This window comes from Halobellus sp. LT62 (assembly GCF_037031285.1).
In the GTDB taxonomy this organism is placed as follows: Archaea; Halobacteriota; Halobacteria; order Halobacteriales; family Haloferacaceae; genus Haloquadratum; species Haloquadratum salinisoli.
On the sequence record NZ_JAYEZO010000002.1, the window covers coordinates 348,236 to 359,869 of the forward strand.

Sequence of the window (11,634 nt, forward strand, 5' to 3'; positions counted from 1 at the left end):
GCGACAATATGTGTTTTGCCGTCGTAATTCTCACCGACAACCCGCGCTTTTCGGGCTTCCGCTCAGTCGTCGTTCATCGGCGCGGCGGGCTTTCGCCGATCGGAGCGCGGTCCCTCGACCTCGACCGCCGGCAGGAGGTCGCGCAGGTACCGCCCCGTGTGCGACTCCTCGGTGCGCGCGACGTCCTCGGGGGTTCCGGTAGCGACGACCTCGCCGCCGCCCTCGCCGCCCTCGGGACCGAGGTCGACAATGTTGTCCGCGTTCTTCACCAAGTCGAGTTCGTGCTCGACGACGACGACGGTGTTGCCGTTGTCGGTGAGCCGCTGGAGCACTTCGATCAGCTTCCGCTCGTCTTCTTTGTGCAGGCCTGTCGTGGGCTCATCGAGCAGATAGAGCGTGTCGCCGGTCTGCTTTTTCCCCAGCTCTTCGGCGAGTTTGACGCGCTGGGCCTCGCCGCCGGAGAGCGTCGTCGACGGCTGTCCGAGCGTCATATAGCCGAGGCCGACGTCCTCCAGTAACTGGAGCCGACGTCGGAGCTGTGTGTTGGCCTCGAAGAACGCCAGCGCCTCCGATACCTCCATATCGAGCACGTCGGCGATCGTCTTTCCTTTGTACTCCACGTCGAGCGTCTCGTCGTTGTAGCGCGCGCCGTCGCACTCCTCGCAGGGGACGTAGACGTCGGAAAGAAAGTTCATCTCGATTTTCACGGTCCCCTGCCCGCCGCAGGCCTCACACCGGCCGCCCTTCACGTTGAACGAGAAGCGGCCCTTCTCGTAGCCGCGCTGCTTCGAGAGCTTCGTCTCCGCGAACAGGTTTCGGATGTGATCGAAGACGCCAGTGTACGTCGCGGGGTTCGAGCGGGGCGTTCGTCCGATCGGCGACTGATCGATCAGCCTGACCGTCTCGATCTCGTCGATCCCCTCGATGGCGTCGTGATCCCCGGGATCGACCGAGGTGTTGTCGTTCATCTCGCGCGCGAGGCCCTTATACAGGATCTCGTGCATCAGCGTCGACTTCCCGGACCCGGAGACCCCGGTGACCGCGGTGAACTGTCCGATCGGGATCGAGACGTCGAGGTTCTTCAGGTTGTGCTGGCGCGCGCCGCGGATCCGGAGCGCCGAATCGGACTCGCGGCGATCCTCGGGGACGGGGATCTCCTTTCGGCCCGCGAGGTAATCGCCCGTGACCGATCCCTCGCTTTCGACGATGTCGTCGAAATCCCCGTGAGCGACGATCTCGCCGCCGCGTTTGCCCGGGCCGGGGCCCATATCGATGACGTTGTCGGCGCGGCGCATCGTCTCCTCGTCGTGCTCGACGACGAGCAGCGTGTTTCCGAGGTCGCGCAGGCCTTCGAGGGTGTCGAGCAGGCGGTCGTTGTCGCGCTGGTGCAACCCGATCGAGGGCTCGTCGAGCACGTAGAGGACGCCGACGAGGCCGGAGCCGACCTGCGTGGCGAGGCGGATGCGCTGGCTCTCTCCGCCGGATAAGGTCGACGCCTCGCGGTCGAGTGTGAGGTACTCCAACCCGACTTCCTCCATGAATCCGAGCCGCGCGCGGATCTCCTTGAGGATCTCCGTGGCGATCGTCCGCTCGCGCTCGGTGAGTTCGGCCTCCAGCCCCTCGAAGTGCGCCAGGGCGTCGCCGATGCTCATCCGGTTGACCTCCGTGATCGACGTCCCGGCGACGAGGACGTGTCGGGACTGCTCTTTCAGGCGCGTGCCCTCGCACTCGGGGCAGGTTGTGACGGCCATATAGTCCTCGATGTGCTCTCTCGTCGATTCCGAGTCGGTCTCGACGTGGCGTCGTTCGAGGTTCGGGATGACGCCCTCGAAGCGCTTGGTCTTCCGACGGGTGCCGTTTCTGGTCTGGCGCTCGAAGACGACCTCCCTGTCGGTGCCGTAGAGGAACTGCCGCTGGACGTCCTCGTCGAGGTCCTCGAACGGCGTATCCACGCTCACGCCGAAGTGCACCGCGACGGAGTCCAGCCGCGTTCGGTAGTACGAGCGGTTGTACGACCACGCCTCGAAGACGTGCTTGATCGGCTTCGAGGAGTCGCGGACGACGAGGTCCTCGTCGATCTCTTTGGTCTGACCGAGTCCCTCGCAGGCGGGACAGGCCCCGTGCGGGCTGTTGAAGGAGAACGAGCGCGTCTCGATCTCCGAAAACTGGAAGTCCGAGTTGGGGTTCCCGAGCTCCTCGGAGAACTCGACGACGAGCCGATCGTCTCCCTCGCCCGCGAGCGCGCCCGTCGAACGGGTGTTAGAGGCGAACGGGACGTCTTCGGGCGGATCGGGGACGATCACCTTCAGGACGCCGTCGGCCTCTTCGAGCGCGGTCTCGACGGAGTCGGCCAGCCGCGAGCGACTCGCCGGATCGATCTTCACGCGGTCGACGATCACGTCGATCGTGTGGTCGTAGTTCTTGTCGAGGTCGGGTTTGTCGAGCGTGAGATCGTACTCCTCGCCGTCGACTTCGACTCTCGCGTACCCCTCGGCGACGAGTTCTTCGAAGAGATCCTCGAACGCGCCCTTCTGGTCGCGAGCGACCGGCGCGGCGATCTTCGCGCGGGTACCTTCTGGAAGTTCCAAAAGCTGACTGACCATATCCTGTGCCGACTGCTCGCCGACCTCCTCGCCCGTTATCGGGTCGTACTGCGTCCCGACGCGGGCGTACAGGAGGCGGAGGTAGTCGTGCAGTTCGGTCACCGTCCCGACGGTCGAGCGGGGGTTGTTGGCGGCGTTCTTCTGGTCGATGGAGATTGCCGGCGAGAGGCCCTCGACGGCCTCGACCTGCGGTTTGTCCATCTGCCCGAGGAAGTTGCGGGCGTACGCCGACAGCGACTCGATGTAGCGCCGCTGACCCTCGGCGTAAACTGTCTCGAACGCGAGCGACGATTTCCCCGACCCCGAGAGACCGGTGACGACGGTGAACGCCTCGCGCGGAATCCGGACGTCGAGGTCCTTCAGATTGTGCTCTTCGGCACCGCGAACCTCGATGAAGTCCTTGCTCATCTACGGACGCGTACGGAGAGCGGAGAGGAAAGTTCGTCGGTTCCGGCGTCTACGACTCGCCGTTGGCATTCCGTGGCTGCCCGCGCGGATCCGTCGGCGGGCTCAGTTCAGTTTCTCTCGGGAGACGCCGACGCCGGTCGGCGCGATGATGATCTGATCGTCGCCCTTCTGGGCGATGTCGCCGTCGACCTCTTGGGCCACCTGTCGGAGGTCGTCGATGATGTGCTCCATCGTGCTGTCGCTCGTCGTGTGTCGCGTGATGTCCGCGATGACCAAGTCGCCGTCGTAGACGGCGTCTTTGATAGCGATGACATCCTGCTGGCCGCCGATCGTCGCGATCTTGACGCTCATTCCGGCCTCACCGCGGGCGGATTCGACGCCCTCGATGTCGAGATCGAGGTACTCGTCGGTCGAATGCTGTCCGCCCCCGCTGATGATCTTGCTCATAATCCCCATAGCACTCTCAAACGGCAGTAACACGTTAGTTCTTACGTCAGACGATCGTCTGACGGCAGCGGCTCTGCGATTGGGTCCGGCGTCAGACCGCGAACTCGAAGAGTTCGTCGCCGACGTGGTGGATCGACTCGACGACTTTCCCCGAATCGCCGGTCATCTCGTCGCCGTCGACGAGCGCGCGGCCGATCGCGAGCATCTTCCCGTGGGTCTCCTCGGCGATAGTGACGAGATCGCCCGCTGCGATCCCCCCGTCGGCCTCGACGATTCCCGGCCGCATCACGTCCGCGCCGTCGCTGACGAACGAGATGGCCCCCGCGTCGACGGTGACGATTCCCCTACTGGGCTCGTGTCGGTTCGCGCCTTGGACGGTTAGAAAGGCCTCCTCGTCGAACTGCACGACGTCGGGTTCGCCGTCGACGAGGACGACGTCGAACGGCTCGCCGGCGAGTTCGACCATCTCGTAGGCGTCGCCCCCGAGCGCGACGCCCGTCTTCGACTCGATTGCGGCCTCCAGTTCGTCGATCTCGTCGGCTCGGAGGTGATGGCGGGATTTGACCTGCATATCGATCCGCACGACGCGCCGGCCGATAAAAGGCGCGACACCGAGTGCGCGCCCGCGGTCGGTTTCCCCGGCGTGTCGCTTCCCCGCTCGCAGCTACGCAGTCACGTCCCCGCAGACAAACGCTAAGTGGCGGCGGCGCTTGCGTCTCTGTATGTGGCGTCCCCGGGACGATCGGGACGGAACGACGGTGGTTTGCATCGCTTGTGGCGCGTCGCTCCCGCGCTCGGACACGCGCGAGTACGACAAGCACGGCAACCGCTGGGAGCGACACGGAAAGTCCTTCGAGCACCTCTGTAAGGAGTGCTACCGCGAGCTCTGCCACCAGCCGCGCGGCGAACTCGAAGCGCTCCTGATCGATGTCGAGGACGAACTCCGCCCCGGGCCGTCCGTCGATCGACAGACGGTCTCCGAGGCCGATGCCGAAGCGCACGGTGACGCGGACAGTGATACCGATTCCGAGGGCGTATCGACGTCGCAGGCGGCTTTCCTCTCGACGTATCTCGAAGTCGTCGAAGCGCGCTACGGTTCGATAGAAGAGTCCGAACGGGACTCCGAGTGACCGACGACGACCGCTTCGCGGATTTCTAACGCCGTCTCGAACTCCTCGCGCCGTCCGGCGCTCGCCCCGAGCCGTCGGAGCTGCTGGGCGTGCGCCCGACGGAGGGCGTCGATCTCGCGGTCGGGGAGACCGAGCTCCGCGGCGACGTCGGCCCAATGGCCCTCCGGAACGAGGAAGACGTCGCGGTCGTCGTCGACGAACGCGCGCTCGTAGGAGCGTCGGTACGTGTCGAGTTGGGGACCGAGATGCGCTTGGACCGCTCGGAGTAGCGGGGCGAGTCGCTCGGGTGCGACGCTGGCGGTCGCGCCCGTGTACAGCAGGACGTCGCCGTCTAACGGGAGTTCGACGTCGGCGGCGTCGCTCTCGACATCGTCGCTCTCGGCGTTATCGACCGCGCCGTCGCCGACCTCGCGGTCGCTGACCTCGCTTTCGTCGACTCCGTCGCCTTCATCGCGGCCGTTTCTCGGCACCTCAGCCACCGGCGCGCATCGCCTTCTGTGAGAACCGCTCGATCAGCCCGTCCAAGGCGTCGGGGTCGCCCTCGAAAACGACCGTTACCTCCGTGAGTTTCAGCGTCGGACCGATCGACACCTTCTCGGCGGACAGCGAAGCCGTCCACTCGTCGCTCTCGACGCGCTCGTCGTCGACGACCTCGCCGCCGAGCTTTTCGAGGTAGTGACGGGCTAACCTGAGTGAGATCCCTCGGTAGGACTTCTCTCTGGTCTCTTTGGTCTCGCTGGATTCGCTCACGATGTGCTCTCCTTCGACGCACGCGCGGTCGGGATGCTCGTCGACCCGTCCGCGGCGGTCGACTCGCACCCGTCCGCCGACCCGCCCGCGACGGGCGGGAAGATGCTCAGTGTGTCGTCGGGTTCGATCGGCGTGTCGACGCCCCGTTCGTGCTCGACGTCGCGCCCGTTCAGGAGGACGTTCACCTGCGGTCGGACCGCGCCGTCGTCGAGGATTTCGCCGGCCAGCCCCTCGAACTCGGATTCAAGCGTGACGAGGACGTCGCCGACGGTCTCGGCGTCGTACTCGCGGGTGATCGTCTTCGTCCCCACCGCCTCGCGAAACGTGGCGAAGAACCGCAGTTGAAACGACATACCCGATGCTGGGGCGCAGCGGGCAAAAAAGGTGCGCGCCTGTGCGATGTCGCTACCGCTGTCGCTGTTTCGATGTGTGCGCTGTCGTCGACGGGTTATAGTAGCGTTTGCAGGTCTTCACTCACTCGATCGCACGACTGCGTGCGATCGGATGGGAAATCAGTTGCAAACGCTACTGTAGCTACCGGCCGCCGAACCTGATGCCGTCCTCGACGAGTCGATAGTTGCGCTCGCGGTCGATATGGGTCGCGAGCCACTCGTGCTCGTAGATCTGCGCGATCAGCTCCGCGTAGAGGTTCCGCCACGCGATGGCGTAGATCGGCGACTGCCCCCACGCGCGGAGTTCGGGGATGAACCCGTCGTACGTCTCCATCCGCTCTTCGAGGTGTTCGACGGCGTCGACGGCGTACCCCGCCGCCTCGCCGTCCGATTCGGCCGACTCGAACGCGTCTTCGAGACTCCCTTCCAGCCCCGCGACGGCCGTCTTCATGTCCGCCGCGGCGCTGTCGCCGTCCGCGGGGAGCGATTCGAGCACCCCTTTCGGGACGCCGAGCGAGAACTCGTGGTCCGTTCCAGACGCCTTGTCTGTCATAGGTTCACCGAGGGTCCACGGGGTGAAAAAGTCGCCGTCGGCGGGCGGGTCGGCGCGCGATGGGATTTCTCGGGACTCAATCGCCGAAGATCCCGACGAGCTCTCGTTGTGCAGCGACCACCTCCGGATCCAACTCGGCAACGAGATCGTCCTCCCGGCGATCTAACGCGGCGTGAACGCCGCCGTCAGGGCGTGCGACGAGCGACCGCCCGGCGTATTCGACGGAATCGGCGTCCGGGAGGTCGCGGCGGCCTGTTCGCCCCGCGCCGACGACCCAGCGGACGCCGTCGAGCGCCCGGGCGCGGAGCAGCAGCGTCCAGTTCTCGCTGTAGGTCGCGGGCCACGCGCCCGGGACGAACAGCGCGTCGACCCGCTCGCGGGTGAACGCGGCGCTGTCTGCGACGAAGTTGAGATCGTAGCAGGTGAGCAGTCCGGTTCGTCCGGCGGGCGTGTCGACGACGACGCGCCTCTCGCCGGGTTCGAGGACCTCCCGTTCTCCCGACCACAGGTGTCGCTTCCGGTAGCACGACGGCTCGCCGTCGGGCGGAACGTACGCCGTCGCGTTGTACAGCGTGCCATCGGACCGCTCGACGAACCCGACGAGCAGCGCGGTTTCGGTCTCGTCTGCGAGCGTCCCGAGCCGTCGGAGCACCGCCCCGTCTCGCCGGAGTGCGACCTCGGCGATTCGGTCGTCGGCGACGAAGCCGGTGAGCGCGTGCTCGGGGAAGAGCGCGACGTCGACGTCTTCTGAGAGTCCGCGAAGGCGTGTCGTCACAGCGTCGAGGTTGGCGTCGACGTCGAGGTCGTCGACCGCGAGCTGGCAGGCCGCGACGGTGGTCATACCGACTCTTCTGACAGACAAGCACAAACATCCTCGGATGCGGTTTCGTCTTCGACGAGTGTGATCGACCTGACGCTCGCAACGACGGTTTGTCGCCGCCTAACGAAATACGCTGACGCCGTGCCGTACCGTGTTCAGGTCTCGATGGTCCCCGCATCCCGCCTTCCGACGCACGATCGATTTCGCCGCTTCATCGCGTGGTACACCGTTATCCTCGGCGGCTTCTCGACGCTGCTTCTGGGCAGCGTGATCCTGATCGCCTACGTCTTCGACGGCAATCTGTCTCTCTACATCGACAAATTCGGTGAAGCGGGCCTCGAGGTCGCGCTCTTCGCGATCGTCTGCGGGACGGTCCCGTTCGGTCTCTACGTCCTTGACGACTTTCTCCGTACACGCGAGCCGTGAACCGGACGAGCTCGCATTCGAGCGATTACTTCTCTTCGACGTGCCGCACCTGCACCGCCTCGCCGCGCGTCGATTCGACCATTTCCGATCCGAACATCTGCGCGCGGCCGACGGCGAAGGCCTTCGGCCCCTCGACGACGACCTCGTCGCCGACGCGGATGTCCTCGTCGGCGTCGACGACGCCCGGCGCGAGCACGCTGCCGTGCGGGACGAACCCGTCGATCTCGACGCGCTTCGTCGGGGCGTCGGAGTCGTCCCAGACGCGCGCGCCGTCGAGGGTGAACGAGAGCACGCCGTACTGCGGGACCATCGTCGCGAGCTGCGCGCCCTCGCCGCCGTCGTCGTCCTCGCCGTTCTCGTCGCGTACCTGTAGCTTCGGATAGCGACTCTTTGTTTTCAGCTCCACGTCCGCGAACAGTTCATCTCCTGCGCCCGGGCCGAACTGGTAGTCCGCGATGGCCTTTACGACGTTATGCTGGCGCTCCCGCTTGCCGTACTTCAACTCGCCGTCGAGCGTCGACATCAGGTTCGCGATCGACTCCGTCGTCGTCGGGTGCTCCTCGACGGTGTACTCGAACTCGACGTCGACCTCGCTCGCGACGCGTTCTGCGATGTCGCGGTAGCCGCCGTCGGGGACGTGCGCGATCACCCGCGGGTACTCGTTGCGTTCGAGGTAGCGCCGGAGCACGCGCGCGACGAACGACTTCTCGTCTTCGGACCACCGGCCCGTCACGACCGAGTCGTAGTGCTGGGCGGGATAGGTGAGCTCTAACTCCATCGGGACGACGCCGATCGGCGAGGTCATCGACGCGTGATGGGCGCGGTACTGGATCGCGTCGTGGAACTGCGAGTGGCTCTGCGATTCGCTGTAGGGCTTCGTCGCCGAGCAGGGAACGAGGACGAGCGGATTCTCGAAGCGGTTGCGGTAGCGCCCCGTCACGCGCTCGGCGAAGCGCTGGATCTCGACGCGCCGGAGGGTGTCTTCGGTCGCCGCCGAGAGCTCCGTGTCGCGGATGACCGGCGTGCGTTCCTCGATGTACCCGTACTGCCCATCGAACTCGCGGAACGCCGCGGTGAGCCACTGATCGTGACGCGCCTGTCCCTCGATGTAATCGCGGAGTCGGCCGTCGCGGATCCGTCGTCGGACGGTCGCGAGTTCGGATTTCAGCGCGTACTCGTTGTGATCGGCGCAGTCCCCCCGGTCGAAGGCGGCAGCGCGGGCGGCGTTGGTCTCGGCCTCGTCGGGGTCGACGTCCAGACGTTTGCCCTGACACGCCGGGCAGTTACACGGCAACTCATCGAGGTCTTCGAGGAAGTACTCGCCCTCGCTCGTGAGGTAGAACCCCTCCAAGCCACGAACGCGCGCTTTCTTCGCGTCGAGGAGGTCCACGCCGGCGTAGACGAGCGTCGCGGCGTTCCGAGGCGTCGCGACGCCGGAGAGATACAGCGCCGTGTCAGCGGGCAGCGCCTCGCGCGCGGCGATGATCTGCTCGCGGAACGCCGACGCGTGGCCGACGAACCCGGGCGCATTCGAGAGGATGTACGCGTCGGCACCGTAGTCCGCGGCGGTCTCGGCGGTCACGACCGCAGCGCTCGGGTAGTCGACGTCGGGATAGTCGACCGCGAACGTCTCTTGGACGCGCTCGTCGGTGCCGGCCGGAAACGCGCGGTGCGGCAGCACCGTCAGAATCTCTCTGTACCCCTTCGGAATCCCGCGCTCGTCGGTCCAGCGGCTCCCGGCGTCGTCGATGCTGTCGTCGACGAGCGCGGGCGTCGTCAGCGGATCCGACAGACGGAGTTCCCCGAGACGGGCGGCCCCGTCGCGCCCGTGTATCTCGAAGTAATCGGTCATACACCCGTATGTGCCGTCATCCGTGAATTATCTGTCTGTTCGTTCCCCGATTGCGCCGTCAGGAACGTCGCCGGACGAGACTCTCTGCAGAATCGGCCCGCGGGCTTTTGCGATCCGTCCGTGAAGGCGTCGTATGGAGGTTACCGGCGCGTGGTCACGGCCCGAACTCACGGAATTCCTCGACGCCGAACGGGTGCCGGTGCGACTCGCGTGTCACACTCCCAGCGGTCACCTCTGGATGCTCTCGCTGTGGTATCTGTGGACCGACGGCGACGTCGCCTCCGAGCGGCTGCACTCGTGGGACTTCTCCGAGCGGATGGCCGACGTCTCGCTGGCGAGCGACGATGCGCGCGCGGCGGATGACGAGGCGACCGCGAGCGACGAATCCTAGCCAGCCGTCGCCCTACTCGCGCTCGTCGCTGCCGACCGTCTCTATTTCGACGCTCTCAGGCACCCGCTCCAGTGTCGACTCCGGCCAGCCGTCGTGCGCGAGCACGAACGACGAACCGGGATTCGTCTCGGCCACCCGCGCGACGCCGTCGGCGGCGGCCTCGTAGGCCTCGCGGTCGGTCCGCTCCGGCACCTCCGCGGTGAGCGGATACGTCTCCGAGAGCGCCCGCGGGAACGGCCCGAACGGCGGAACCACGCGCCAGACGGCGTCGAACGCGTCGCCCGAGGGCGTGCCGCCCTGCGTGAGCAGCACCCGCGGGTCGGCGTCGATGCGAGCGATGCGCTCGTGATGTCGCAAGACCTCGGGACGCCGCGCGGACTCGTTCGAGAGGTAGAAGAATGACCCCTTCGAGACGGGGTCCTCATGTTCCAGTTGGTCGGCGTGATCCAACAGCGCGCGGTAGCCGTCGAGCATCGCGGGGTGCGAACGGGCACGCGCTTCCACCAGTTCGAGGAGGTTGCCCGAGCGGATCGCCTGCTTGATCCGGCGGATCTCGGCGAACGAGACGTGGAGGTTGTGCTCGGCCAGCAGTCGCTCGCGCTCCTCGTCCGCCAACCCGCGGAGTTCGCCCGGGCTGTGCGCCGAACAGACTGCACACGAGCAGGGGAAGTACTCGATGTCTTCGAGGTGTTCGGTGCCGCGGACCGTCATATAGCGGTCGTCGCGCGCGTAGATGGCGTAGGCCGCCGAGTCGAAGAGGTCGCAGCCGGCGGCGACCGCCAGCGCGAACATCATCGGATGACCCGCACCGAACAGGTGGACGGGGGCGTCGCGACCGAGGCCGCGCTTCGCGCCCGCGACGACGTCGATCATATCGGCGTAGCGGTAGCTGTTCATCAGCGGGACGACCGCGCCGACGGGGAACACGTCGAGGTCCGTCTCGTCGGCGCGTCGTCCTGCGGCCTCGCGGAGGTCCGGATACGTCGATCCCTGCACGGGCGCGTTCACGAGCATCTCGCCGGTATCGACCCCCTCGGCGTCGACGAGCGCCTCTTCGGTCGTCGCGAGCTCGCGCTCGGCCTGTTCTCTGGGGACGTCCGGCGGCGTCGGGATGTCGACCGGCGTCCCGATGTCGGAGCCGATGTCGTGCTGGAACCGGAGGATCTCCCGCGTCGTCACGTCGATGTCGCCGTACTCCGCGAGCTGAAAGGACCCCGAGTCGGTGACGATCGCGCCGTCGAATTCCAGCATCTCGTGGAGCCCGACGTCGAGCGCTCGCTCTCTGAGGTCCTCGTTCGAGTTGATGATGTAGGAGTTCGTGATCAGGATCTCCGCGCCGAACTCAGACTGCAGGCGCGCGGGTGCCACCGTTCGGATGTTCGGGTTGATGACCGGCATCAACGCCGGCGTCTCGACTGCCACCCCCGCGCGGGGGACCGTGAGCTCGCCGATCCGTCCGGCGGCGTCCCCGTCGCGGAGCTCGAAGTGATCGCGCATACCCGGGTGTCGGCGGCGACTCGGTAAGTACCGTCGCTTTCCGTTTGTCGGCGTTGTTGATTGACTGCGGAGTCAGCGGTGACAACTTTGGAAGCCCCCACCGTCTCGACTCGATGCGCTTGCTGCGGTCCTCGTCGCTCGCTTCGCTCGCTCCTGCGGTCCTTGCATCGCGCGTCTTCGCCGAGACGGTGGCCCCTTCCATTCCCACCTCGCCGAATACCGGTAGCAATCGCTCGCCGACGGACGAGTCAGTCGTTTCATCTCGGTCGATCAGTCCATTGTAGACCCACGGCTGATCGGTTTGGCGAACAGTCGGCACCCGCTCGCGACCCGCGACGATGGCCCCGCCAACACCGGCGCTGTCG

Annotated in this window: 12 protein-coding genes and 1 pseudogene; 3 read left to right on the forward strand and 10 right to left on the reverse strand. The window is 66.3% G+C overall.

Annotated features, from left to right (window positions below):
* Positions 1 to 62 precede the first annotated feature (62 nt).
* The 3 genes from uvrA to U5919_RS11050 form a co-directional block, all read right to left on the reverse strand.
* Complete coding sequence (gene uvrA, locus U5919_RS11040) at positions 63 to 3,011, reverse strand: excinuclease ABC subunit UvrA (RefSeq protein ID WP_336024322.1); 2,949 nt, start codon at positions 3,009 to 3,011, stop codon at positions 63 to 65.
* A gap of 102 nt (positions 3,012 to 3,113) precedes the next feature.
* Complete coding sequence (locus U5919_RS11045) at positions 3,114 to 3,467, reverse strand: cell division protein SepF (RefSeq protein ID WP_336024323.1); 354 nt, start codon at positions 3,465 to 3,467, stop codon at positions 3,114 to 3,116.
* A gap of 82 nt (positions 3,468 to 3,549) precedes the next feature.
* Entirely contained in the window at positions 3,550 to 4,029 is a 480-nt protein-coding gene (locus U5919_RS11050) for an RNA-binding protein (protein WP_336024325.1), read from the reverse strand.
* A 151-nt stretch (positions 4,030 to 4,180) separates the two neighbouring features.
* Between U5919_RS11050 and U5919_RS11055 the strand changes: the two genes are divergently transcribed.
* A complete protein-coding gene (locus tag U5919_RS11055) occupies positions 4,181 to 4,588 on the forward strand; it encodes a DUF7562 family protein (RefSeq protein ID WP_336024326.1) in 408 nt (135 codons plus the stop codon).
* Here the strand turns inward: U5919_RS11055 and U5919_RS11060 are convergent.
* The 5 genes and pseudogenes from U5919_RS11060 to U5919_RS11080 all read right to left on the reverse strand — a co-directional run bounded on the left by U5919_RS11060 (position 4,549) and on the right by U5919_RS11080 (position 7,124).
* Complete coding sequence (locus tag U5919_RS11060; protein ID WP_336024327.1) at positions 4,549 to 5,067, reverse strand: DUF8048 family protein; 519 nt, start codon at positions 5,065 to 5,067, stop codon at positions 4,549 to 4,551. The two genes, U5919_RS11055 and U5919_RS11060, sit on opposite strands and share 40 nt — an antisense overlap.
* A complete protein-coding gene (locus tag U5919_RS11065) occupies positions 5,060 to 5,338 on the reverse strand; it encodes a MoaD-like domain-containing protein (RefSeq protein ID WP_336024328.1) in 279 nt (92 codons plus the stop codon). Before U5919_RS11065 ends, U5919_RS11060 begins: the two co-directional genes overlap by 8 nt.
* Positions 5,339 to 5,418: 80 nt before the next feature.
* Positions 5,419 to 5,691: pseudogene (locus U5919_RS11070) on the reverse strand (ubiquitin-like small modifier protein 1); the annotation flags it as partial.
* A gap of 181 nt (positions 5,692 to 5,872) precedes the next feature.
* Positions 5,873 to 6,283, reverse strand: coding sequence for a DUF7971 family protein (locus tag U5919_RS11075; protein ID WP_336024329.1), 411 nt, complete (start codon positions 6,281 to 6,283; stop codon positions 5,873 to 5,875).
* A gap of 76 nt (positions 6,284 to 6,359) precedes the next feature.
* Entirely contained in the window at positions 6,360 to 7,124 is a 765-nt protein-coding gene (locus U5919_RS11080) for a carbon-nitrogen hydrolase family protein (protein ID WP_336024331.1), read from the reverse strand.
* 144 nt (positions 7,125 to 7,268) lie between these two features.
* Between U5919_RS11080 and U5919_RS11085 the strand changes: the two genes are divergently transcribed.
* A complete protein-coding gene (locus U5919_RS11085) occupies positions 7,269 to 7,529 on the forward strand; it encodes a hypothetical protein (protein WP_336024333.1) in 261 nt (86 codons plus the stop codon).
* Positions 7,530 to 7,554: 25 nt separating this feature from the next.
* Here U5919_RS11085 and arcS read toward each other — a convergent pair whose 3' ends face one another.
* Positions 7,555 to 9,381, reverse strand: a complete 1,827-nt coding sequence (arcS, locus tag U5919_RS11090; protein WP_336024334.1) for an archaeosine synthase subunit alpha — start codon at positions 9,379 to 9,381, stop codon at positions 7,555 to 7,557.
* Positions 9,382 to 9,514: 133 nt separating this feature from the next.
* Between arcS and U5919_RS11095 the strand changes: the two genes are divergently transcribed.
* A complete protein-coding gene (locus U5919_RS11095; protein ID WP_336024335.1) occupies positions 9,515 to 9,772 on the forward strand; it encodes a hypothetical protein in 258 nt (85 codons plus the stop codon).
* Positions 9,773 to 9,784: 12 nt separating this feature from the next.
* On the opposite strand, the gene tgtA is transcribed toward U5919_RS11095, so the two are convergent.
* Positions 9,785 to 11,269 carry a tRNA guanosine(15) transglycosylase TgtA gene (gene tgtA, locus U5919_RS11100; RefSeq protein ID WP_336024336.1) on the reverse strand — a complete coding sequence of 495 codons (1,485 nt, stop codon included), beginning with the start codon at positions 11,267 to 11,269 and terminating at the stop codon, positions 9,785 to 9,787.
* Between the last annotated feature and the right edge of the window lie 365 nt (positions 11,270 to 11,634).

Bases quoted from the DNA above. Each gene is read 5' to 3' on its own strand.
- U5919_RS11095 (WP_336024335.1), top strand. From the start codon at position 9,515: ATGGAGGTTACCGGCGCGTGGTCACGGCCCGAACTCACGGAATTCCTC.
- U5919_RS11050 (WP_336024325.1), bottom strand. From the start codon at position 4,029: ATGCAGGTCAAATCCCGCCATCACCTCCGAGCCGACGAGATCGACGAA.
- U5919_RS11055 (WP_336024326.1), top strand. From the start codon at position 4,181: ATGTGGCGTCCCCGGGACGATCGGGACGGAACGACGGTGGTTTGCATC.
- U5919_RS11080 (WP_336024331.1), bottom strand. From the start codon at position 7,124: ATGACCACCGTCGCGGCCTGCCAGCTCGCGGTCGACGACCTCGACGTC.
- uvrA (WP_336024322.1), bottom strand. From the start codon at position 3,011: ATGAGCAAGGACTTCATCGAGGTTCGCGGTGCCGAAGAGCACAATCTG.
- tgtA (WP_336024336.1), bottom strand. From the start codon at position 11,269: ATGCGCGATCACTTCGAGCTCCGCGACGGGGACGCCGCCGGACGGATC.
- U5919_RS11085 (WP_336024333.1), top strand. From the start codon at position 7,269: ATGGTCCCCGCATCCCGCCTTCCGACGCACGATCGATTTCGCCGCTTC.
- arcS (WP_336024334.1), bottom strand. From the start codon at position 9,381: ATGACCGATTACTTCGAGATACACGGGCGCGACGGGGCCGCCCGTCTC.
- U5919_RS11075 (WP_336024329.1), bottom strand. From the start codon at position 6,283: ATGACAGACAAGGCGTCTGGAACGGACCACGAGTTCTCGCTCGGCGTC.
- U5919_RS11045 (WP_336024323.1), bottom strand. From the start codon at position 3,467: ATGGGGATTATGAGCAAGATCATCAGCGGGGGCGGACAGCATTCGACC.